General features: G+C 37.5%; 19 protein-coding genes and 1 pseudogene. 14 read left to right on the forward strand and 6 right to left on the reverse strand.

Annotated elements, in window-relative coordinates; genetic code table 11:
• Positions 1–17 precede the first annotated feature (17 nt).
• Both BAZO_RS04385 and BAZO_RS04390 read left to right on the forward strand, forming a co-directional pair.
• On the forward strand, positions 18–1,013 hold the full coding sequence (locus tag BAZO_RS04385) for a peptidoglycan recognition protein family protein (RefSeq protein ID WP_003330093.1): 996 nt from the start codon (positions 18–20) through the stop codon (positions 1,011–1,013).
• A gap of 176 nt (positions 1,014–1,189) precedes the next feature.
• Positions 1,190–2,584 carry an amino acid permease gene (locus BAZO_RS04390; protein ID WP_003330094.1) on the forward strand — a complete coding sequence of 465 codons (1,395 nt, stop codon included), beginning with the start codon at positions 1,190–1,192 and terminating at the stop codon, positions 2,582–2,584.
• Positions 2,585–2,631: 47 nt separating this feature from the next.
• Here the strand turns inward: BAZO_RS04390 and BAZO_RS04395 are convergent, their stop codons facing one another.
• Entirely contained in the window at positions 2,632–3,051 is a 420-nt protein-coding gene (locus BAZO_RS04395; protein WP_003330095.1) for a YndM family protein, read from the reverse strand.
• A 161-nt stretch (positions 3,052–3,212) separates the two neighbouring features.
• On the opposite strand from BAZO_RS04395, the gene BAZO_RS04400 reads away from it, so the two are divergent.
• Both BAZO_RS04400 and BAZO_RS04405 read left to right on the forward strand, forming a co-directional pair.
• Positions 3,213–3,707 (forward strand): DUF456 domain-containing protein, encoded by a 495-nt coding sequence (locus tag BAZO_RS04400; protein ID WP_003330096.1) that lies wholly within the window; start codon positions 3,213–3,215, stop codon positions 3,705–3,707.
• 138 nt (positions 3,708–3,845) lie between these two features.
• The gene (locus tag BAZO_RS04405; RefSeq protein ID WP_003330097.1) at positions 3,846–4,130 is read left to right on the forward strand and encodes a HesB/YadR/YfhF family protein; all 285 of its coding nucleotides are present in this window, start codon (positions 3,846–3,848) and stop codon (positions 4,128–4,130) included.
• A gap of 65 nt (positions 4,131–4,195) precedes the next feature.
• Here BAZO_RS04405 and BAZO_RS04410 read toward each other — a convergent pair whose 3' ends face one another.
• On the reverse strand, positions 4,196–5,440 hold the full coding sequence (locus BAZO_RS04410; protein ID WP_003330098.1) for an aminopeptidase: 1,245 nt from the start codon (positions 5,438–5,440) through the stop codon (positions 4,196–4,198).
• Positions 5,441–5,629: 189 nt separating this feature from the next.
• Between BAZO_RS04410 and BAZO_RS04415 the strand changes: the two genes are divergently transcribed.
• Entirely contained in the window at positions 5,630–5,986 is a 357-nt protein-coding gene (locus tag BAZO_RS04415; RefSeq protein ID WP_003330099.1) for a VOC family protein, read from the forward strand.
• A gap of 58 nt (positions 5,987–6,044) precedes the next feature.
• Here BAZO_RS04415 and BAZO_RS04420 read toward each other — a convergent pair whose 3' ends face one another.
• Positions 6,045–6,353, reverse strand: a complete 309-nt coding sequence (locus BAZO_RS04420) for a BC1872 family protein (RefSeq protein WP_003330100.1) — start codon at positions 6,351–6,353, stop codon at positions 6,045–6,047.
• A gap of 187 nt (positions 6,354–6,540) precedes the next feature.
• Between BAZO_RS04420 and BAZO_RS04425 the strand changes: the two genes are divergently transcribed.
• Positions 6,541–8,214 (forward strand): ribonuclease J, encoded by a 1,674-nt coding sequence (locus tag BAZO_RS04425; protein ID WP_003330101.1) that lies wholly within the window; start codon positions 6,541–6,543, stop codon positions 8,212–8,214.
• A gap of 93 nt (positions 8,215–8,307) precedes the next feature.
• Entirely contained in the window at positions 8,308–8,796 is a 489-nt protein-coding gene (locus BAZO_RS04430; RefSeq protein ID WP_003330102.1) for a CBO0543 family protein, read from the forward strand.
• A gap of 49 nt (positions 8,797–8,845) precedes the next feature.
• Here the strand turns inward: BAZO_RS04430 and BAZO_RS04435 are convergent, their stop codons facing one another.
• Entirely contained in the window at positions 8,846–10,153 is a 1,308-nt protein-coding gene (locus BAZO_RS04435) for an ABC1 kinase family protein (RefSeq protein WP_003330104.1), read from the reverse strand.
• 612 nt (positions 10,154–10,765) lie between these two features.
• Between BAZO_RS04435 and BAZO_RS23370 the strand changes: the two genes are divergently transcribed.
• Positions 10,766–11,785, forward strand: a complete 1,020-nt coding sequence (locus tag BAZO_RS23370; RefSeq protein ID WP_003330105.1) for a peptidylprolyl isomerase — start codon at positions 10,766–10,768, stop codon at positions 11,783–11,785.
• A gap of 189 nt (positions 11,786–11,974) precedes the next feature.
• Here BAZO_RS23370 and BAZO_RS22895 read toward each other — a convergent pair.
• Positions 11,975–12,055: pseudogene (locus BAZO_RS22895) on the reverse strand (hypothetical protein); the annotation flags it as partial.
• 58 nt (positions 12,056–12,113) lie between these two features.
• A complete protein-coding gene (locus BAZO_RS04445; protein WP_003330106.1) occupies positions 12,114–12,857 on the reverse strand; it encodes a helix-turn-helix domain-containing protein in 744 nt (247 codons plus the stop codon).
• 124 nt (positions 12,858–12,981) lie between these two features.
• Here BAZO_RS04445 and BAZO_RS04450 point away from each other — a divergent pair, with 124 nt between their 5' ends.
• The 6 genes from BAZO_RS04450 (at position 12,982) to helD (ending at position 23,036) form a co-directional block, all read left to right on the forward strand.
• Positions 12,982–14,247 (forward strand): extracellular solute-binding protein, encoded by a 1,266-nt coding sequence (locus BAZO_RS04450; protein ID WP_003330107.1) that lies wholly within the window; start codon positions 12,982–12,984, stop codon positions 14,245–14,247.
• A 97-nt stretch (positions 14,248–14,344) separates the two neighbouring features.
• Positions 14,345–15,559 (forward strand): carbohydrate ABC transporter permease, encoded by a 1,215-nt coding sequence (locus BAZO_RS04455; RefSeq protein WP_003330108.1) that lies wholly within the window; start codon positions 14,345–14,347, stop codon positions 15,557–15,559.
• 14 nt (positions 15,560–15,573) lie between these two features.
• A complete protein-coding gene (locus BAZO_RS04460; protein ID WP_003330109.1) occupies positions 15,574–16,407 on the forward strand; it encodes a carbohydrate ABC transporter permease in 834 nt (277 codons plus the stop codon).
• Between the two features lie 18 nt (positions 16,408–16,425).
• Entirely contained in the window at positions 16,426–19,371 is a 2,946-nt protein-coding gene (gene pgmB / locus BAZO_RS04465) for a beta-phosphoglucomutase (RefSeq protein ID WP_003330110.1), read from the forward strand.
• A 33-nt stretch (positions 19,372–19,404) separates the two neighbouring features.
• Positions 19,405–20,529 carry an ABC transporter ATP-binding protein gene (locus BAZO_RS04470; RefSeq protein ID WP_003330111.1) on the forward strand — a complete coding sequence of 375 codons (1,125 nt, stop codon included), beginning with the start codon at positions 19,405–19,407 and terminating at the stop codon, positions 20,527–20,529.
• A gap of 170 nt (positions 20,530–20,699) precedes the next feature.
• Positions 20,700–23,036 (forward strand): RNA polymerase recycling motor HelD, encoded by a 2,337-nt coding sequence (helD, locus tag BAZO_RS04475; RefSeq protein ID WP_003330112.1) that lies wholly within the window; start codon positions 20,700–20,702, stop codon positions 23,034–23,036.
• Positions 23,037–23,053: the final 17 nt, after the last annotated feature.

A 23,053-nucleotide genomic window follows, 5' to 3' on the forward strand; every position in this document is an offset into this window, starting at 1 on the left:
AAAGAAAGGATATCATAATGAAATTGAAGAAAATCTTTGTGGTTGGGTTGATATTGTTAAGTTACCTTTTCATATATACGGATCTTGCAAATGCCGCCGGCAACAATCCCGGGAATCTATATTATGTGAAATCCGGAGATTCATTAGAAGAAATAGCGGTCAAATTTGACACAACGGTTAAGGATTTAAAAGTAACCAATGGATTGCAAACTAATTTATTGTTTGTAGGACAAAAATTAAAAGTTCCTGTTATCTACAAAGTTGTGGCAGGGGATTCATTGCAGAAAATTGCAACAGCATTTAATACTACAGTTGAAACGATAAAAATAACCAATGGGCTTTCATCAGATGCATTAACTGTTGGGCAAAAAATGAAGATCTCGCCAAAAAGAATGTCTATAGAGGGCCAGCACATTCTGATGACAAGGGAAGAATTTAAGGAATGGCTGCTAAATCATAAATTTAGCAGAAAAATTAATTTAATCCAACAGCATCATACATGGGCGCCATCCTACAAGCACTTTAAAGGTGGCAACCATTTTTCGTTGTTAAAAGGGATGGAAAATTATCATAGACAAACGATGAAATGGAACAATATTGCGCAAAACATCACGACCTTTCCTGATGGAAAAATAGCGGTTTCCAGACCATTCAACGTTGCTCCTGAAGGGACTATAGGGTGGGGGGCGAACCATGCTGGGATCATGATTGAACACGTTGGGAACTTTGACCAAGGTTTTGATGTGATGACAAAGGAGCAAAAGGAAACCATCGTGTACATTACAGCCCTGCTGTGCATTAAGTTTGGCTTAACTCCATCGGTTGATACAATTACTTACCATCGTTGGTGGGATTTGCGAACAGGGAATAGGGTACTGGATAACAGTCAAGGGGCTGCTGTTAAAACATGTCCGGGGACTGCCTTTTTTGGTGGAAATACAACAAAGAGTGCAACCCAATATTTTTATCCGTTAGTGTCAAATAAAATGAATGAAATATGGAAACAGCAATAATACGAAAAAAGGGGTAGCCAATGGAATTAATCGCGTATTGGACTGCCTCTTTTTTCAATCTAATATTATAATGGTAAATTTTATGAATATGGTGAATTTTCTTTTATATAGAAAAATGAAACTTTTTTGGTTATTCTAGAATAATAAATGTATAAATTTGAAAGGTGGATAGATGTGTGAAAAAACAACATGAAAAAGAAAAACTACAACGGGGGTTAGATAATAGACACATCCAGCTCATAGCACTTGGCGGTGCAATAGGTGTGGGGCTTTTCTATGGCTCAAGTTCTACAATTCAAACGGCAGGTCCATCAATTTTAATTTCCTATTTAGTCGGAGGCCTTGTCATATTTACAATTATGAGAGCGTTGGGCGAAATGGCTGTTGATGAGCCAGTTTCCGGTTCTTTTAGTTCCTATGCAAACCGTTATTTAGGACCATTTGCGGGTTACCTAACTGGTTGGACATATTGGTTCATGTGGGTCGTTGTTGGAATGGCGGAATTAACCGTTGTCGGTGTTTACGTCAATTACTGGTTCCCGGATATTCCACAATGGGTCAGTGCTTTAGTGGCACTTGTCTTAATTTCTATGATAAACATTGCGAATGTAAAAGCCTTTGGCGAGTTTGAATTTTGGTTTGCGTTGATAAAAGTCGTTGCTATTATCGGTATGATCCTTGTAGGCTTAGGAATTATTCTTTTTGGTATCGGCAATGGTGGTAACCCAATAGGCTTTGACAATCTTTGGGTACATGGTGGCTTTGTTCCTAATGGAGTGTCAGGGATCTTAATGTCTTTAGTGTTAGTTATGTTTTCATTTGGTGGAGTTGAACTTGTTGGGATTACCGCCGGAGAGGCTAAAAACCCGCAGAAATCAATTCCATCAGCCATCAACAATGTTGTCTGGAGAATTCTAATTTTTTATATTGCGGCATTAGGCATTATGATGGTTTTATATCCTTGGAACGAAATAGGGACGAATGGAAGTCCGTTTGTGTTAATTTTTGATAAAATTGGAATCCCCGGGGCAGCCCATATTATTAATTTTGTCGTGTTAACAGCGGCGTTGTCTGCCTTTAATAGTGGTTTATTTAGTACAGGGAGAATGCTTTATAATTTATCTTTACAAAACAATGGACCAAAATACTTCGGAAAGCTCAATAGGTATGGTACTCCAAGACGAGGAATCCTATTTTCTTCCTCAATCCTGTTATTAGCTGTATTTTTAAATTATATTGTTCCTGAAAAAGTATTTATTTATATTTCATCTATAGCAACTGTTGCTGTAATAACAAGCTGGACGATTATTTTGATTACGCAATTAAAGTTCAGACAGTCAAAAACAAAGGATGAAGTTAATAAATTAGCATTTAAAATGCCACTCCATCCAATATCAACCTATTTGGCACTAGCATTTTTGGCACTTGTAATTGTTTTGATGGCCTTTATTGAAGGAATGCGAATAGCCTTGGTTGTCGCACCAATTTGGTTTTTGATTCTTTATGTAGGATATAGAATGAAGAAGAAAAATTCGGTTGAAAGTTCTAGTGAAAACGAAAACGTTGGATAGAAAAGGAAAAAGGCGGAAGTCCATATTTTGGGACTCCGCCTTTGTTATTACTTCTCTTTAAGAGGTTCGTTTTCCTCGCCCATTTCCATTGCATAAGCAAGCTTTCCAGGAGCGCCGCCTCTGTTTTTGTTTTCTTCCAGTATGGACTTAAGAAGGATACGATGTACGAAATACTCCCCGGCTGTAATAATGACCGCTGAAATGATACTGCCCCAAGCGATCTGCAAATAGCTGTTCAAAAGTACACTTCCAAATGCCCAAACAATCGAATAAGAAAGGAGAAAATCAGCAATAATAGCATTCATATTTCCAATCCGCGGCAGTAAAATTCGATCTCCTAAAGAATAGGAAACTACAGTTGTCAGCAGACTAAACGATATAATATCCGTCCATGTCGCATCAAAAAATAGATCAAGGGCCACTGCATAGGCCACTATACAAGTCACAAATTTAATAAGAAAAACCATAACAATTTTATACCTCCTTTTACCTTTATTTTTTCCTTAATAAAAAAATTCATTCACAGTTCATTGCGAAGTAGTATGAATATATAGTTGAAACCTCTACCCTTTTTAAGACGTAAGAACAGTATAAAGATTTTGTATGGAAGCAGATAAATAAAAAAGGTGTGATTACGATCGTAGACATTATTTTTTGGATTATTATTATTGCCTGTTTCATCCTGAGTTTTGTAGGACTTGTCTATCCCATCATTCCAGCAGTTGTAATGATATGGGGTGGTGTAGTATTATATCATTTTGGAATTAATCCAAATGAACTTTCTTGGATTTCATGGACGTTGTTTGTGATCTTAACGATTTTATTATTTTTAGCCGATTATTTAGCGAATCTTCATTTTGTCGATAAAGCTGGGGGAACAAAATGGGGAATGAGAGCCGCAGCGATAGGGTTAATAGTCGGCAGTTTTGTGATTCCACCTTTTGGAGTCATCATCGTGCCATTCGCAATGGTTTTAATCTCTGAAATTATCCAAAAGAAAACCTTCCAGGAATCAATAAAAGTAGCATTTGCCACCTTAATAGCTTTTTTAAGCGGAACGTTTGCAAAAGGAATTATACAGCTTATCATGATTGTTGTATTTTCATTTGATGTATTAGTTTAGGAAAGAATAATAATGTTAGTGGGGGAATAAAGTAATTCGTTTTGAACAACAATTTATATAGAAACCAGAAGATGGAGTAATTTTGAAAATAACTACTTTGCAGTTATGGAAAAAAGTGGAGCTTAAAGAGGTGTCCGAATGAAGCTGGAAGTAAGTGAGGATGCAGCAAAATGGTTTGCATCTGAAATGGATTTAAAACCGGGGGATTTTGTTCGTTTTGTTGTAAAAATTTATGGGGGTATTCCAACAGCACACCCATCCTACTATCTTGGGATCTCTATTGGAAAAGAAAGGGATATCACGATTAAAACTGAGGTAGAAGGGATTACGTTTTATTTTACTAATGAGGATTCATGGTTTCTGGAACAGTATAATTTAAAAATCATAGAGAAAAATGGTGAGGTGGAATACATTTTCACCTGAAACAAAATGCTCCTACTCTTAATCAAGATTTGATTATAGTAGGAGCATTATTTATGATTGAGAACTTAAATCGCCCAATCCCCGTTACGGAAAATTGGAACAACGGTGCCATCTTGTTTAATGCCGTCAATATTCATTTCCTTTGAACCAATCATGAAGTCTACGTGGACTGTAGACGTGTTCACCCCATGTTTTAATAATTCTTCTTGGCTCATTTCAGTACCACCTTTTATGTTGGTAGGGTAGGCGGAACCAATTGCCAAATGATTCGAAGCATTTTCATCAAATAGTGTATTAAAGAATGTAATCCCTGATTGTGAAATTGGCGATGGATCTGGGACAAGTGCAACTTCCCCTAAGCCCGTACCTCCTTCATTGTCAAAGACCAACTTTTTAATCGTTTCATCGCCTTTTTCCGCAGAAATGTCGACAATCTTGCCGTCTTTGAATTGAACTTCGATTCCTTCAATCAATGTTCCAGCATAGCTGAGTGGCTTCGTGCTTCGTACGACACCGTCCATACGATGTGTATCTGGTGCAGAAAACACTTCCTCAGTTGGCATATTGGCGATAAATTCTACTCCTTTTGGATCATTGCTTCCTGCACTTGCCCAAATATGGTTTTTAGGTAAGCCTAAAGTTAAATCAGTACCAGGTGCAGTGTAGTGAAGAGCATCAAACTGGATTTGATTTAATTTTGTCGCTTTTTCTTCCAATGTCTTCTTATGGGCATCCCATGCAGCAATGGGGTCATCCTCATAGACACGGCAAGTTTTAAAAATTTGATCCCATAAAGCATCTACTTGTTCTTCGGATGTAGCAAGCTCAGGGAATACTTTAGCAGCCCAACCAGCACCGGCAGCCGCCGCAACTGTCCATTTCAAATCATTATTTTGTGTTGCTTTTCGTTGTACATGGAACGCTTTGCCAAATACAGATTGGTAAGCAGCCACTTTTGCAGGATCAATTTCATTTAGTAGGCCAGGGTCACTTGAAATAATCGAAAGTCGGCAAACGCGATGATTTAAGACATGGTCTTCCGATTCCTCAATTTCATATTGCGGAATGTTTGTTAACACTTCTGTAGGTTGGTGAAGATAATGCAATTTCGTAATTTCATCATCGGACCATTTCACAATCACTTTTTCAGCACCTAAGGCATAAGCTTCTTTCGTAACATGACGTGCTAAGGGCGCTTGATCTACTGTAATGGTCATCTTTACCCAATCACCTGGCTGCACATTAAGGCCTTTTGCTACTAGAAGTTTTGCGTATTTGTGTAAATTTTCTTCAAAGTTCGGTAACATCATCAATTCCTCCCATATTGTTTCTGCTTCCAATATTATCATATTGAACCAAATTTAATAAAATTTGACCCCCTCCAATTTAGTTATTATGTTCTTTTAAAATAAGTCTATTCCAAAAAAGCATAGCATTTGCAAACAAAATGAATTATTAAATATAATAAAATAGAATAGAAAATAATGGAGGGATATAAAATGTTCAAGAGTGGTGCTGTGACAATAGAAGTAGAAGATTTAAATAAGGCGGAACAATTTTACGTGGAAACACTTGGATTAAAGGTGCAATTCAAAATAGAAGGGCATCTTGTGCAGGTTGAAGCACCAGGTTTGGCAATTGGACTAGTGCAGCCCCGCGCGGGACAAGAATCTCATTCAGGAAAATCAGGAAGCATTCATATTGCATTGGAAGTACAAGAACTAGATTCAGCTGTAAAATTGTTAGAATCCCGTGGGGTTGAATTCCAACCTATCATGGAAGAAGGAGCAACTAAAATTGCCTACTTCAGTGATCCCGAAGGAAATCCTCTTTACTTAATAGAGTTAAAACACTAATGCAATAAAAAAATAAGCAGAGGAGAACCCTCTGCTTATGTCCTGTATTTTAAAAAATTTACAGCCAACCCGGATCAATTGCGGGATTATCTGCCAGTTCAAAGGCTGCATTCGTAATCGCTTGTGCTAACGTTTCCCCGGTACCACATACTCCGTTAAAGCAAACATTTTTTTCATCTTTTGCAGTATATGTATATCCGAACTTTTCTAGTTTTTCAACGATTCGCATTGCATGGTCAAGCTCTTGTTCCGGCTGGAATTCAGATTCATGTATGTAAGTACCATTTTCATGATCATACCAACGATCCCATCTATTGAGCTTCCAACCAAGGATTCTACGCGCAATTATATCGATTTTATTATTCATTAAATAAACTCCTTTTACCCCATTTTAGCCTATTTTAAAACATCATTGAGAAAGTGTAAAATATAAAAACTTGATAAATTATATTTATTTTTTTACCTTTGCCATATTCATATTTCCCAGTATTTTTTAATGATAAATCTCCCAATCGGTTATACTACAACTAATTATTGATTGCAGGAGGATAAACGTGAGCGAAAAAGAGAATGTATTATCCATATTTGCATTAGGCGGCATAAATGAAATTGGGAAAAATATGTATATCATTGAAAATGCCAACGATATTATCGTCATTGATTGTGGCAATAAATTTCCGGATGAAAGTTTATTGGGGATCGATTTAATTATCCCGGATATGTCTTATTTGGAAGAAAACAAAGAAAAGGTAAAGGCATTGATTGTTACGCACGGTCATGAAGACCATATTGGCGGGGTACCGTATTTTTTAAAGAAATTGAAAGTACCTGTTTATGCAACCCGTTTTACATTGGGGTTAATTGAACTAAAGCTAGAAGAGCATCAACTTCTAAGAGAGGCTGAACTAAAGGAAATTAACAGCAACTCAACTTTATCATTTAGTGACATCCGTGTTAGCTTTTTTAAAGTAAACCACAGTATACCTGATTGTCTCGGGATTGTTTTTGATACACCAGAAGGAAAAATCGTCCATACTGGCGATTTTAAGTTTGACTTAACACCTGCCAATAACGAATATTCAGAAATTCATAAAATGGCGGATATTGGTAGAGATGGCGTGTTGTTGCTATTATCGGAAAGTACGAATGCAGAACGTCCAGGATTAACGCCATCTGAAAGAATAGTTGGAGATCATGTATTGGAAGCGTTTTTAAAAGCAGAAGGAAAAGTAGTTCTCTCAACCTTTGCGTCCAATATTAATCGAGTCCAACAAGTCGTAGAAGCATGTAAGATTACAAACCGAAAGCTTGCGCTGCTTGGACGAAGTATGGTGAATGTCGTTCAAGTTGCAATCGAACGGGGCTATTTAGATGTACCCGAAGGGATGATCATTGAGCCTAATTTAATCAATACAATGATGCCAGAACGGGTTGCGATTCTTTGTACGGGTAGTCAGGGTGAACCCCTTGCGGCACTGGCCCGCCTTTCCACTGGCGACTATAGAGGTGCTGAGATTTCATCTGGTGACACGGTGATTTTAGCGGCTGGACCAATTCCAGGAAATGAACGCAGTGTCACAAAGATCATCGACAACCTGTTTGCCCTCGGTGCAAAAGTGATATATGGATCGGGAAGTACAACGGGTATGCACGTTTCCGGACACGGCTATCAAGAGGATTTGAAACTAATGCTAACTTTGATGAAGCCCAAATATTTTATACCAGTTCATGGCGAGTACCGTATGCTGCACCTTCACCGACAGCTTGCCGAATCTGTTGGGGTAGAGGATCATCATACTTTTATTATGACTAATGGTGATGTCGTTGATATAGAAGGTTCTGTTGCCAGACAGACCCGAAAAATTGACGCTGGGGATACTTACGTTGATGGAATTGGCGTCGGTGATGTAGGGGAGATTGTGTTGCGTGATCGAAAGCAGCTCGCTGAAGACGGTATGCTCGTTATTGTACTGACGATGAATAAACGGGATAAAAAATTAGTCTCTGACCCGGATACCATTTCTCGTGGATTTGTGTTTGTGAAAGACTCTGAGCAACTTTTGAAGGACATTAACAAGCTTATAATTAAAACAGTTGACGATATAGATGTGACAAGTAGAAAGCAATGGAGTGAAATTAAACAAAATATCAGAAAATCAGTGGGCCAATATGTATTCAAAGAAACAAAACGAAAGCCGATGATTCTTCCGATTATTATAGAAATTTAAAAGACACGTCCTTCAGTTAAGGAATAGATTTTAAACAAAAGGTAAAAAATATTTATAGTTAGTTAATGAATCGTAGGGAAGGTGGAGGCTGATATGGCTTATCGAAAGGAAAGAGTGATAATTGCCTCTGCATATGCATTAAGTGCATTTTTATTGTTAAATTTTGTTCCGAAAAATAAGGTTCGTTACGCAATAGTGCCTTTTCTTTTTAAACAGGTCATAACTTGGATATTTGGTTTACTTGTCGCCGAAAAGAAACTAATTCAATATCCATATCGCCCCTTTTTCAGAAAAGCATATAAAGGAAGTTTTTGTTTTGAATATTTTTTTTATCCAACATTAAGCATTCTGTATAACCTCTATTACCCTGAGAAAAGAAATATTTGGATTAAAATGTTGTACTGTATTATTCATACTTCATTTGTAGTGGGCAATGAAGTATTGATTGTTAAATACACTAAGATAATTCGATACAAGAAATGGAAATGGTATTGGAGTTTTATTACTATTTGTATTTCCAATTATATTTCACATGTTTTTTTTAGGTGGTTTTTTAATAAAAAAATCCATGAATATTTTTGACAAAAAAAACGACTTAGAGGATTTGGCTTGTCTCTAAGTCGTTTTTTAATTAGCGAGATTTGGTAGGTGTACCAAAAATCGGTGGCCCAACACGCAAAAGGATTTCCAACCAATTTGTATCGGGTGCAAGTTGGTTTAAAACAGTAATCAGAATTCCCGTTCCTCGGAGCAGAAACATATATTTTGCTTGTAGTTGAATCGGGCTGTTTTTTATAAAATATTTCATTCCGGCAACAAACTGCTTTAATTCTGGTGAATCCTGTTTTCCATCTCTACCATCTAAACGATCAAGCACCAAGGAAATCATCGGTATAAGTTCTTTATAGTTTGTTTCTGGTGGTAAAAAACCAAGATCCTCGAATGCTGAAAGGATGCCATTAATGTCACATAACATTATACTTTGGAACAATCTGCGGATTGTCTTAACATCATCTGTTGTCAGTTCATCAATCATTCCAAAATCTAAGAAACAAAGCCGATGATCTCGAAGTATGAGCAGGTTCCCAGGATGTGGATCGACATGAATAAATCCATAGACAAGAAGTTGTTTGAAATAAGCATCAAGCAGTGTTTCCCCAATTGCTGTCCGATCGACCTGCCATTTTGATAATATTTCATGATCTGTCAAGCGGGCACCTTCAATAAATTCCATAACCAATATCCGTTTTGTAGATAATTCCTTATACACGTTTGGGGTTTTGACATTCGGATTATCAGTGAACATCTCGCTAAACCGTTCCATATGGGATAGTTCTTGGTGGCAATCAAGTTCCCTATGAATTGTTTCTGTGAACTCTCGATGCATATCAACGAAATTCATTTTTCGTCTGAGCGCCGGTATCCGGTTTATGACCTTGGCTGCAAGGCCAATTGTATTTAAATCAATGTGAGCAAACCGTTCCATTTTTGGTTTAATAACTTTAACAGCCACCACAGTTTCATCGGACAAGGTTGCTTTATGAACTTGTGCAAGTGAAGCAGCTGCAATCGGTTCTTCATTGAATGTCTTAAACACGGTATAGATATTACCGTTCAGTTCTTTTTCTAGTAAAGGCTTTACGGCCGAAAAGGTGGCAGCAGGCAAGGCGTCATGAAGATCGGTAAGTTCCTCTGTAAACGCATGGGGTAATATGTCACCACGCATACTCAAAAATTGGCCAATTTTCACGATAATACTTTCCAATTTGAAAGCAGTCCAACGTGCCCGCTTACCGGCATTTGAATATATTCTATTTAAAGCTGCTGCTCGTTCCTCACCTTCAAGCCGCTTATCGATTTGGCAAACCTTCCAATAATCCAAAACTAATGAAACAACTAAACGGATTATTAGAATTCGTCTGATTATTGTTAATCTCATAGTGGGCGAACCTCCAATCCCGATCTACGATCTATTTAAGTCCACTATAAATAATACTATTGAAAAAATTTTATTACAATTATTTAAATTAACAGTGGAGATTGTGCCTTCATGGGCCCGGGAATTCATTGAATAGGATGGTATATGCTAGGAATTGTACCTTATTTGAGCTGCTGATTCACGTAATAGGGCAGAATAATGCTGGAATTATATATTAATAGAGTCACTGAAGAATTGGATCAGATAAATTTAATTAAGCAAAGGTTTTATCCTCACCAAATCGCGCACGTCCCCCGTTTGATGGTAAATAACTAGAATTTATCCTCACCAAATCTCACTCTGCCCCCATTTGATAGTAAATAACCAAGATTTATCCTCATCAAATCGCGCACGTCCCCCATTTGATGGTAGATAACCAAAATTTATCCTCATCAAACCATACTCAGCCACTATTTGATTGCAGATTAGTTAATTTACCTCAGCCAAACTGACTAAACATCCCTTATTCCAATATTTTTTGCTTCAACACTTCCGTTTTTTACATTACAATCAAATGGTATGTATAAACAAATTACATAGAGTTTGATAATTTTTATCAGAAAGGGGAAACAAATGAAAAAAATTCTTGTATTCGCTGTTCTTTTATTAAATTTTTTCATAATTAGCAACAGCGTCTCGGCTGCACCTACTATTCAAGTGATTATTAATGGGACAGATCAAAGCTACGACCAACCACCTATTATTGAGAATAACCGGACGTTAGTTCCTTTGAGAGGGGTGTTTGAATCATTAGGGGCTACGGTCCAATGGAATCCAGAAAAACGGGAAATCACTGCGATAAAAAACGCCAAAACCATATGGCTGAAAATTGGTTCAAAAACGACGAAAGTAAATGGAGCAGTGAATGAAATTGATGTTCCGGCTGCCATAATAAATGGGCGGACGATGGTGCCACTTCGCTTTGTAGGTGAGGCATTAGGGGCAAATGTGAAATGGTTTGCAGATAAGAGAATTGTTCAGATAACTACAGACCAATCCCAACAAGAAGTTTTACCGCAGTTCAAACAACTTCAAAGTGATGATCCTGTCGCAACTATGAAAACAACTAAAGGGGATATCAAAATCAAACTATTCCCTGCCCAGGCGCCCAAAGCAGTGGAGAACTTTTTAACCCACAGCAAAAATGGCTATTATAATGGATTAACATTTCATCGCGTTATCGAAGATTTTATGATTCAAGGTGGGGACCCGAACGGCAATAGCACGGGTGGTATGAGTATTTGGGGTGAACCATTTCCAGATGAATTTTCACCTGAGTTGGCCCATTTCCGGGGAGCACTATCTATGGCTAACAGTGGTCCAAATACGAACGGAAGCCAGTTTTTCATTGTACAAGCTGATTCAATCGATGACAGTTTAATAAGTGAAATGGAGCAAGCTGGATTTAATCCTGATGTTATTGAAAAATATAAAGCTGTTGGTGGTACACCATGGCTGGATAATAATTATACTGTTTTTGGTCAGGTAATCGAAGGGATGGAGATTGTTGACCAAATTGCTGCTGTTGAAAAAAATGAAAGAGATATGCCTCTGACTCCAATTTTAATCAAGGAAATAATAGTTAAAGAATGAGTCCATTGCAAATCCATATGAACTAGCACCGCATACCTTTATAACCATAATAATATTATGTAAACTGAAATAAAAAATTCAGAACCCAAAATAACAGCCTGCCTCCAACTTTAATAGTTTTCAAAGTTGTTGGGCAGGCATTATTTTTATCCTAGATTCTACTTAAAACGGATACACTCGATCTTTAGTTTAAATGGACACCCATTTCGTTACCGTATATTCTTCAACAACCCATGGGTGACCCAATCGCCCTAAACCGCTCGCTTTAAAGGACCAATCATTATATGAATCAAAAGAAGCAAGAACCATGCCTTGCTTCCAGTATATTTCATATTTGCTGTTTCACTTTCCTGAATTCTCTTGGAGTCATTCCGGTATATTCTTTAAATAGAGAAGTGTAGTAGCTTTGGTTACAAAACTTAAAGAGGAGGGCAATGTCAGAGATTGTAGTGTTAGTATGAACCAAAAAGTATTTTGATTCTTCCAAACGTTTATTATTTATAAAGTCTGTAATGGAGCTGCCCACTTCTTTTTTGAAGCGGAATGATAAATAGTTTGGATGGACGTAGACATTGTGTGAAATGGTATCAAGCGTTAACTCATTTAATATATTGTCATAGATATATGTAATTGCAAGTTTTACAGGAGGACTGTAATTGTTAGTATGCTTTTGTTCCTCTAAGGTTTGTAAAAAGTGGTAAAGCATAGCGTATTCAAATTGTTCTAACGCTTCAATGTCTTGAAGTTTTTCAATTTCGATAATGTTGGCATCACTTACTTCAAAGGCAACCTCCGGATAGACGCCGCCTTTAATTATTGCTCTAGTAAAAAGGGTACATAAGGCAATTAGCGCATTTTTTCGCGACCGGACCGGATGTGTTGCTAAAATCGCACGATCCAGCTGATTAATTTTTTTCAGCGTTTCTTCCGCCTTTTTTTGATTTGCAAGACTAACTGCATCTAACAGCTGCTGTTCGAGTTCATAGGGTGGATGGACATAATTATCTTGCCTGTTTTGAATCCGGCTTTCTAAAAATTTTTTAATAACAGATGAATTCATTGTAGTTTTCATAAATTTTCCACATCCACATTAAAAAATTAATACTTTTATTAAAATTTTAATATAAGTATGCCATTTTTAACACTAATATTTTACTTGTAAAGCAAATATTACAAATTAGTTAGGGGGCCTTTCAATGAAGAAGAAAAAATTTTTATCGATGTTGTTAGCGCTTTCGGTATTTGTATTTCTTTTAACAGGATGTAATTCTAATAAACAAACAACCACGCAAAATCAACAAGAAGGGGCAGACGCCCCAGGGACCACCGAAAAAGTAGTATTAAAATTTGCAGCACAAAATGATAATACCCCGGCTACCCAAGCAGCAATCGATGCATTTAATGGAAGTCAAGACAAGTATGAGGTTAAATGGGTTGAGATGACAAATGATTCAGCTCAAATGCACGATCAATTATTAACATCACTATCAAGTGGATCTAATGAATACGATATTTTATCTATGGACGTAGTGTGGGCTGGTGAGTTTGCAGGGGCCGGTTTCATTGCCCCAATTGATGCTTATATGTCAGATGCAGGTTTAACGAAAGACCAATTTAACAGCGGTTCAATTGTCTCCGGTAATTTTAAAGGAAAGCAATATACACTTCCTTTCTTCCCAGATCTTGGATTATTATATTTCCGTTCTGATATTGTGAGTGATGAGGATGCTGCCAAGTTAATTAGCGGGGACTATACTTATACCGATTTAGCTGCTATGTCCGAAAAATACACTGGTCAGGCTGGCACGAAATATGGTTTCCTATATCAATCCAAGCAATATGAAGGCTTGACAGTAAACGTTACAGAATACACGAAATCTTTTGCTGACCTTAAAGGCGGCTTGGAGCAAATGTATGTTTTCACAACTGCCAGTTATAGTCCAAAAGACATTTTAAACTATATGGAAGGTGAAACACATACAAACTTTGAACAGGGAAATGCGGTATTTGCTCGCAACTGGCCATATCAATTTGGTAGAATTAAGGGTCAAGAGGATGGCGTTACGGTAAAAGTAGACCAAGTTGGCATTGCGCCACTTCCAAATGGTGGATCTGTTGGCGGTTGGTTACTTGGTATTAACAAAAACTCTAAAAACGCTGAAGGGGCATGGGAGTTTATTCAGTTTTTAGCAGGTCCTGAAGGACAAAAAATAATGTCTACTCAAGGCGGTTATTTACCAGGATTCAATGCATTATTAGAGGACCAAGAAGTAATTGCCGGAAATGACATGCTTTCCTATGAAGGCTTCAAAAATGCACTTTCTAATACGATTGCAAGACCAGTATCACCTGAATACTCAAAGGTGTCCGATACAATTCAAATCGAAGCACATAAATATTTAAGTTCCGGTGAAGGCTTAGATGCAGCGGTTGAAGCCATTCAAGCAGCAATTGCGCAATAAATTCCATTATCGTAAATGAATAGGGCTGACCAAAAGGGCAGCCCTTTTTACGTAATAGTCAATACGATGATCACCGATAGAAATGAGGTGGAATCTAATGAAAAGGCTAAGGTTTAAAGAATTCCTCTTTATTGTACCAGTAATCCTATTGATCGCTGTATTTTCCTTATGGCCGGTTATTCAATCCTTCACTTACACTTTTTTCGATTACCGCCTGAATGACCAGACAAAAGCAGGGCTTTATTTAAGCGAGCAATTTAATTTTGAATTATATGATGAAACACAGATGTATTTAAAAATGTTTTTAAATGAAGATAAAAAGTCGGTCAATGATCCAAAGATGACCAAGGACATTGATCTGTTGATTACTAAATTGGATGCGGTTGAAACACAGTTTGAGGGTAGGGAAGGTGTTCAAAAAATAAATGATGAAGAGAAAGAGACCTTTCTTACTTTATCAAAGGAAGCAAAAACCGTTATTTCCGCTTTAACTGAAAATTATGATACACCAAATAAAGAAAATCTACCTTTAATTGTAGAAGACATTGAAAATAGCATCATTCCATCGAATTTTATTGGATTAGAAGCTTATAAGAAAGCACTTGCTGATAATAGATTGCAAACGGCTCTCGTAAATACTTTTGTTTTTACGATCGTTTCAGTCTTTTTGGAACTTATTCTTGGTCTTGCCCTAGCCTTAATTATGAATAAGGCGATCATCGGTCAAGGTCTTATCCGGACCACATCCCTGATCCCGTGGGCAATTCCAACTGCCGTTGCAGCGTTAATGTGGAGTTATTTATACGATGGAAGTAGTGGAATCGTGGCCCATCTGTTTGAAATGATGGGCATTGTTGGAGATTCACGAGACTTGCTTCTTTCAGGAAGTGGGGCGATGTTTTCAACCATCATTGCGGACGTTTGGAAAACAACTCCGTATATGGCCCTTCTCCTATTGGCCGGACTGCAAAATATCCCTAAATCTCTTTATGAGGCAGCTTCTATTGATGGCGCAAATCGGGTGCAATCATTTTTTCAAGTAACATTACCACTCTTAAAGCCTTCTATTCTTGTTGCCTTATTATTTAGAACTCTAGATGCCTTCCGTGTGTTTGATTTAATTTACGTTTTAACGGGTGGTGGACCAGGCGGTGCTACCGAAACGCTGTCCATTTATGGATACAAAGCGATGTTTGCTCAAACGAATTTCGGCTATGGTTCCGTCATTGTAATGATCATGTTCGTTTGCGTTGCCCTGATTGCGATTGTTTATGTCAAAATCCTCGGTGCGAATTTAATGGATAAAAGCTAAAGGAGGGGAGTACGATGATTTCATCAAATCGGACGCTTAAAATGACAATTGCTGCCTTGATCATTATGTATATGTTTGCGATGTTCTTCCCGTTTTTATGGATTTTTATAACCTCCTTTAAAACATCGGGAGAAATTTTTGGAACTGGTGCCTTTCGAGTTATTCCTGAAAATCCAACTTTTCAAAACTTCATTAAGGTTGTGACCGAAAAAGGCATTTTTGATGCGATCAAAACAAGTTTAATCGTGGCTACATCGACGACAGTTTACATTGTGCTGGTTGCAACCTTTGCGGCTTATGCGATCTCCAGATTTGAATTTAAAGGAAAAAACATCTTACTAGGGTTAATATTAGCCGTCTCGATGTTTCCGCAAATGATTATTATCGGTCCCGTGTACAATTTATTTTTAGATCTTGGTTTGACAAACAGCTATGCGATTATTTTACCGTACTCCACAATTACATTGCCGATGGCGGTTTGGATCCTTGTAACACATTTCAATCAAATCCCGCTGGCACTTGAAGAATCGGCAAAAATTGATGGTGCTACCCCATTACAAACGCTCTTTAAAATCGTTTTTCCATTGGCAGCACCTGGTGTTTTTACGACAGCGATTATCGTATTTATTGCAGCCTGGAACGAGTTTTTATTGACGATTACGATTAACTCTAATAAGGAATATCATACCGTTCCAGTGGCAATTTCATTTTTGCGGACTCAATTTGAAATTTTGTGGGGAGAGGTTGCTGCTGCAACAACGATTGTGACGATCCCAACACTGATTATTGTTCTTTTCTTCCAAAAACAAATCGTATCTGGTTTAACATCTGGTGGGGTTAAAGAATAACTCGTAGAGGTGGAAAAAATGACTTGGACCCTTTCAAATCATTCATTATCACAAGAAGACCTATTAAACTTAGAAAGTCTATTTGCATTAGGAAACGGGTATTTAGGTGTAAGAGGAAACTTCGAAGAAGGATATTTGGATGGATTGACGTCAATACGAGGCACTTATCAAAATGCTTTTCATGATTTAGTTGAAATTCCTTACGGTGAAAAGCTTTATGGCTTTCCCGATACAGAGCAGAAGCTATTAAATAGTATAGATGCACAAACGGTTCGAATTTTTCTTGGGGAAGAAGAGGAGCCTTTTTCCCTATTTGCTGGCGATATTCTTTCATATGAACGTCTTCTTCATCTTGATCAAGGATTTTCTGAACGAATCATTCATTGGAGATCACCGGCTGGAAAAGAAGTAAGACTTCACTTTCGCCGCTGCATTTCTTTTACAACACGTGAATTGTTTGCTATTGATATAAAAATCGAACCTATTAATTTCTTTGGAGCAGTCAAAATAGTATCAACAGTAAATGGTGATGTTTCGAATTATGTTGGATTGAATGATCCACGTGTCAGTTCTGATCATGGGAAACGGCTTCGTGTAAGTCAGACTGGAATGAAGGATGAAATGATATTTGTCCTCGCTGAAACGGTTGCCTCAAAATTAAAAACGGTATGTGTCAGCCAACATTGCATAAAAAATATTGACTACAATTGCGATCTCACCCATGCTGGTTCACATTCTGAATGTACGATGACATTCCAATTAACAAAACCTGTCCAGTTTACAAAATGGAATATTTATGTAGATACATTAAGGCATGAAGGGAATTTAATAGAAAAAGGCATCGAACTTCAGAGGACATTCGAAACAAAAACCTTTGACGATTTATTAGCAATACAAAAACAATATGTAACTAATTTTTGGGAAATGGCCAATATAACAATTGACGGTGATGATGCACTCCAAGAAGGAATCCGCTTTAATCTTTATCAATTGCTTCAATCTGTTGGTAGGGACGAATATAGCAATATTGCAGCAAAAGGTCTGACAGGTGAGGGCTATGGTGGACATTATTTCTGGGATACTGAAATTTACATGATTCCGGTCTTTTTGCTTACAAAGCCTGAAATGGCGAAAAGGCTATTAATCTATCGTTATAAAAAGCTAGAGGCAGCGAGAAGCAGGGCAAAGGAAATGGGGCATAAGCAGGGGGCCTTATTCCCATGGAGGACCATATCCGGAGCAGAATGCTCAAGCTATTTTCCGTCTGGCAGTGCTCAATATCATATCAGTGGGGATATCGCCTATAGCTATATTCAATATTTTTTGGCGACAGGAGATTGGCCATTTTTAAAACAATACGGAGCAGAGATGTTAGTAGAGACAGCCCGGCTCTGGATCGATGTTGGACATTATCATGATGAAAAGTTTAAAATCGATGCCGTAACGGGTCCAGACGAATATACATGTGTCATTAATAATAACTACTATACAAATGCGATCGCGAAGTATAACCTGCTATGGGCCTATAAAGCTTGTAAGCTAATAAAAGACAAGGATTCGGAAGCATTTTTGAAGATATTCAGTCATTTAGCCCTTTCAGATGATGAAATTATAGATTGGAAAAAAGCCGGAGAGGCCATGTATCTCCCATACGATGAAAAATTAAAGATTAACCCGCAGGATGATACTTTTTTACAAAAGGCCGTATGGGACTTTGACAATACACCAACAGAGAACTATCCATTGTTGCTTCATTATCATCCGTTAACACTATACCGCTATCAAGTTTGTAAACAAGCAGATACAGTGTTGGCACATTTTTTACTAGAGGATGAACAGGATTTTGACACAATTAAAAATTCTTACGATTATTATGAGAAAATTACAACCCATGATTCTTCGTTGTCATCCTGTATTTTCAGTATTATGGCTTCGAAAATTGGCTATCACGAAAAAGCCTATGATTATTTTATAGAAACAGCGCGGCTTGATCTAGATAATACGCATGGAAACACAAAAGATGGCCTCCATATGGCCAATATGGGCGGAGCCTGGATGGCGATTGTTTTTGGATTTGCGGGGTTGCGAATTAAAGAAACCGGCCTTTCTTTAGAGCCGATAATTCCGAAGCAATGGCAAAGGCTCACATTTCGATTACAATACCAAAACCGCAAGCTAGAGGTTATTATGGAGCAACACCAGGTCCAGTTAACATTGCTGGATGGTGAAGCTTTATCATTAAAGCTCTGCGGTCAGGAAGTTTTTTTACAAATGGAACAGCCAATTTTTATAAAAAAACAACTTCAAGCCATTATTTTTGATTTGGATGGTGTCATTACCAACACGGCTGAATTTCATTATCAAGCATGGAAACAGCTCGCAGACAAATTAAATATTCCTTTTAATAGAGAATTTAATGAAGAATTAAAAGGAATTTCACGGATGGAATCGTTGGAGAAAATTTTAATTCATGGAAACAGACAAAATGACTTTTCTAATTCTGAAAAAATGATGCTGGCAGCTGAAAAAAATCAGCAGTACATCAAACTGATTGAAGAGTTAACACCGGCCGATATTTTACCTGGCATTAAACAATTAATTAGGGATTGTAAAAAAAATAAGATTATGCTGGCCTTGGCCTCTGCAAGTAAAAATGCAGGTACGGTAATGAAGGCATTGGAGCTTGAAAATGATTTTGATGTGGTTGTTGATGCGAAAACGATTCAAAACGGAAAGCCTGATCCAGAAATCTTTTTAACCGCAGCCAATCTTCTAAACGTTGAAGTATCGAGCTGTATTGGAATTGAAGATGCAGCTGCCGGCATTAAAGCAATAAAAGCAGCAGGCATGTATGCAGTAGGGGTTGGCAAGAAGGAGACCTTTGAAAAAGCCGATTACGTCGTTGAAAAAAACGACGAGCTAGTTTTTGAAGAGATCATAAAACATTACTACGCTAATGCTTAGTCTACTTATAACATGAGGAATGGAGGGATTCCTATGGCAGATATACGCTTAGAGCATATTTACAAGACCTATAACAAAAATGTGACTGTCGTTAAAGATTTTAATTTGCATATAGAGGATAAGGAATTCATCGTTTTTGTAGGGCCCTCAGGCTGTGGTAAATCTACGATTCTAAGAATGATTGCCGGTCTTGAAGAAATAACAGATGGCCATCTTTATATCAATGAAAAGCTTGTGAATGACGTGGCCCCAAAAGAGCGGGACATAGCGATGGTTTTCCAAAACTATGCTTTATATCCTCATATGAATGTCTATGATAATATGGCTTTTGGGTTGAAATTAAGAAAAATAAATAAGGCTGACATTGACCGCCGTGTGAAAGAAGCAGCGGCAATATTAGGTTTAGAGGACTACCTTGACCGAAAACCAAAGGCACTGTCAGGTGGTCAGCGGCAACGGGTTGCCTTAGGGCGGGCGATTGTTCGTGATGCACAAGTATTCTTAATGGATGAACCTCTTTCTAACCTAGACGCAAAGCTTCGTGTTCAGATGCGTTCGGAAATATTAAAGCTCCACCAACGTCTTGGGACTACAACAATTTATGTAACACATGATCAAACAGAAGCGATGACTATGGCAACACGAATTGTTGTTTTAAAAGATGGTTTAATTCAGCAGGTAGGTTCACCGGAGGAAGTTTACAATCGACCAGAAAATATATTTGTTGGCGGTTTTATTGGTTCTCCGGCTATGAATTTTTTTAAAGGGGTACTAAAAGAAAATCGGACTTTCATGATTGGAACCACATCTATTAAAGTGCCGGAAAAAACGATGAAAATGCTTCAGGAAAATGGGTATATTAATAAAGAATTGGTACTAGGGATCAGACCGGAAAATATTAAGGATGACCCCGAATTTTTACAAGCATCACCAGACACTGTAGTAAAAGTAAAAATCGATGTTGTTGAGCTGACAGGGGCGGAAATGATTCTTTATTCAACGATTGAAGGGCAAGATTTGCTTGCTCGGATTAATTCAAAAACAGCGATTCACGGTGGGCAGGAAATCGAACTAGGTTTAGAAATGAATAAAGCCCATTTCTTTGATAAAGAAACAGAGGAGAGAATAGGAAAAGCGCTGGGGCTAGACAAAAAATAAGAAGCAAGGGATGAATCTCTTGCTTCTTTCTTTTTTTCATGATATAGTAATTTTTATCTCCATTTTTCAATAAGATGAATGTTAAACATAAATATCCAATATTATTATACAATGAAATATTATTGAAAGTCAAGTTTATTACATAATCATTTTTTGGGGGGTAAAGTTAAATGAGAAATGAGTGGGAAAAAGAACAAGCGAGAATAAACGAAGTACTTGAAATTATCGATAATAATATCGGAAATATACAAAATAATAGCAGTGGGATTAAAAAAGATATTGTTGAAATCCGTAAAACATTTTGGAATGATGTTACGGTAAATTTTGATGAACCAGATGATTTGGATGAAACCTTTTTTAGTATTAAACAGCAGGCTGAAATGCTGTCCGAACGGGAACGGATGCATTTTAAAATGGACCAACGTCTTAAAAGCCTCGCTAAGCTAAAGCACTCTCCGTATTTTGGCCGCTTTGATTTCCAAGAAGAGGGGGAGATAAATGCCGACCAGATTTATATTGGTACGGCATCTTTAATGGATGAGGCTGAAGAGAATTTCCTTATTTATGATTGGCGGGCACCAATATCAAGCATTTATTATGATTATGCGACAGGTCCGGCAAATTTTGAGACATTGGATGGCACTATTGAAGGTGAAATCCTTTTAAAAAGGCAATTCATAATCCGCAGCGGCAAGCTGAGGGGGATGTTTGATACAGGTGTAACGATTGGTGATGAAGTATTGCAACAGGTATTAAGTGATAACGCCAATAACCAAATGAAAAGCATTGTTGCCACGATTCAAAAAGAGCAAAATCAAATCATTCGGAATGAGCGGAGTAGGCTTTTATTTGTCCAAGGTGTGGCTGGTAGTGGTAAAACATCGGCAGCTTTGCAGCGGATTGCGTATTTACTGTATCGTTTCCGCGGCAGCATCGAATCTGATAATATCATGCTATTTTCACCAAATCCGATGTTCAGTAATTACGTGGCAACGGTGCTGCCAGAGCTTGGTGAGGATAATATGGAGCAGATGACATTCCAAGCCTACTTAGAAGAAAGATTTAAGGATAAATATGATCTTGAAGATACGTTTGCACAAATGGAATATGTGTTAACGGCTCCCAAGGATAAAGCGTATAAGATTAGGATGGAAGGGATTCGTTATAAAGGAAGTAATGAATTTCTAGAACTGATTCATTCCTATGTTCGTTATTTATCAATTGATGGGCTTATTTTTAAAAATATTAATTTTAGAGGCGAAACCATCATTTCCGCTGATGAAATTAAAAGCTTCTTTTATTCTTTAGATTCTTCGATTTCCATCCCTAATCGCATAAGTTTGACAATGGATTGGCTCCTAAAGGAATTATCCAAAAAAGGTCGAAAAGAGCGTAAAAAAGATTGGGTGACTGAAGAAATACAGTTTTTGGATCACGATGAGTATCAGAAAATATATAAACGCCTTCAGAAAAAACAGCTATTTACGGAAAATACGTTTAATGATTTTGACCGGGAACAAAAGGAATTGGCAAAGGTAATTGTAAGCAATCGTTTTAAACCCATTAGACAAGCAATTAAGAGACTTGAATTTATTAATATGGCGGCTATTTTTTTTCAGTTATTTGATCTTTCAACGAGCACTCTTTCAGTTAATAAAAGCCTTTTACCAGCAAATTGGGCTGACATATGTAAACAAACGATTTCAAACGCGAAGAAGAAGGCATTATTTTTTGAAGATGCAACCGCTTATCTGTATCTGCAGGATCAAATAGAAGGGCGAAAGCCGAACACTTTGATACGCCATTTATTTATTGACGAAGCCCAGGATTATACACCATTTCAATATGCTTTTTTAAAACAGCTGTTTCCAATGTGTCAAATGACGATTCTTGGGGATTTGAACCAAGCTATTTTTTCCGAAGCAATGAATTCACCATCAATTTTTTCGGACCAATTATGTCGGGAAGAAAAAATTGAAACTATTATTCTTACAAAAAGCTATCGTTCTACCCAACAAATTGTTGAATTTACAAAATGGCTTATTGAAGGTGGAAGTGTAATTGAGCCCATCAACCGTTTAGGGAATAAGCCAATCTTTACAAGAGTAGAGAATTATGAAAGGTTATATTGTGAATTAGAAAATTGCATAAAGGGTTTGTGGGAAAGTGGGCATCAAACCATTGCCGTCATTTGTAAAACAGAACAAGAAAGCAAAGAAGTATTTAAGCAGCTAAGCAAGAAGTTGGACGTAAAACGAATTGACAAAGAAACGTATTCATTTGAGCGGGGGGTCCTTGTCGTGCCCGTTTATTTGGCAAAGGGGATTGAGTTTGATGCGGTCATTATTCCGAACTGTTCAGAGGAACATTACGGCAGCCAAAATGAACAAAAACTCCTTTACACTGCCTGCACGAGAGCGATGCATGAACTTTATATATTTTCTGTAGGAGAAATGAGTCGCTTAATAAGCGGGGTACCCAAAGATTTGTTTGAGGTTGAGGGATAGGTGGTGAGCCCGTAGGG

It is taken from the genome of Schinkia azotoformans LMG 9581, assembly GCF_000307855.1.
In the GTDB taxonomy this organism is placed as follows: Bacteria; Bacillota; Bacilli; order Bacillales; family Bacillaceae_J; genus Schinkia; species Schinkia azotoformans.

Bases quoted from the DNA above. Each gene is read 5' to 3' on its own strand.
- BAZO_RS04385 (WP_003330093.1), top strand. From the start codon at position 18: ATGAAATTGAAGAAAATCTTTGTGGTTGGGTTGATATTGTTAAGTTAC.
- BAZO_RS04395 (WP_003330095.1), bottom strand. From the start codon at position 3,051: ATGGTTTTTCTTATTAAATTTGTGACTTGTATAGTGGCCTATGCAGTG.
- BAZO_RS04405 (WP_003330097.1), top strand. From the start codon at position 3,846: ATGAAGCTGGAAGTAAGTGAGGATGCAGCAAAATGGTTTGCATCTGAA.
- BAZO_RS04410 (WP_003330098.1), bottom strand. From the start codon at position 5,440: ATGATGTTACCGAACTTTGAAGAAAATTTACACAAATACGCAAAACTT.
- BAZO_RS04415 (WP_003330099.1), top strand. From the start codon at position 5,630: ATGTTCAAGAGTGGTGCTGTGACAATAGAAGTAGAAGATTTAAATAAG.
- BAZO_RS04420 (WP_003330100.1), bottom strand. From the start codon at position 6,353: ATGAATAATAAAATCGATATAATTGCGCGTAGAATCCTTGGTTGGAAG.
- BAZO_RS04430 (WP_003330102.1), top strand. From the start codon at position 8,308: ATGGCTTATCGAAAGGAAAGAGTGATAATTGCCTCTGCATATGCATTA.
- BAZO_RS04435 (WP_003330104.1), bottom strand. From the start codon at position 10,153: ATGAGATTAACAATAATCAGACGAATTCTAATAATCCGTTTAGTTGTT.
- BAZO_RS23370 (WP_003330105.1), top strand. From the start codon at position 10,766: ATGAAAAAAATTCTTGTATTCGCTGTTCTTTTATTAAATTTTTTCATA.
- BAZO_RS04445 (WP_003330106.1), bottom strand. From the start codon at position 12,857: ATGAAAACTACAATGAATTCATCTGTTATTAAAAAATTTTTAGAAAGC.
- BAZO_RS04450 (WP_003330107.1), top strand. From the start codon at position 12,982: ATGAAGAAGAAAAAATTTTTATCGATGTTGTTAGCGCTTTCGGTATTT.
- BAZO_RS04455 (WP_003330108.1), top strand. From the start codon at position 14,345: ATGAAAAGGCTAAGGTTTAAAGAATTCCTCTTTATTGTACCAGTAATC.
- BAZO_RS04460 (WP_003330109.1), top strand. From the start codon at position 15,574: ATGATTTCATCAAATCGGACGCTTAAAATGACAATTGCTGCCTTGATC.
- pgmB (WP_003330110.1), top strand. From the start codon at position 16,426: ATGACTTGGACCCTTTCAAATCATTCATTATCACAAGAAGACCTATTA.
- BAZO_RS04470 (WP_003330111.1), top strand. From the start codon at position 19,405: ATGGCAGATATACGCTTAGAGCATATTTACAAGACCTATAACAAAAAT.
- helD (WP_003330112.1), top strand. From the start codon at position 20,700: ATGAGAAATGAGTGGGAAAAAGAACAAGCGAGAATAAACGAAGTACTT.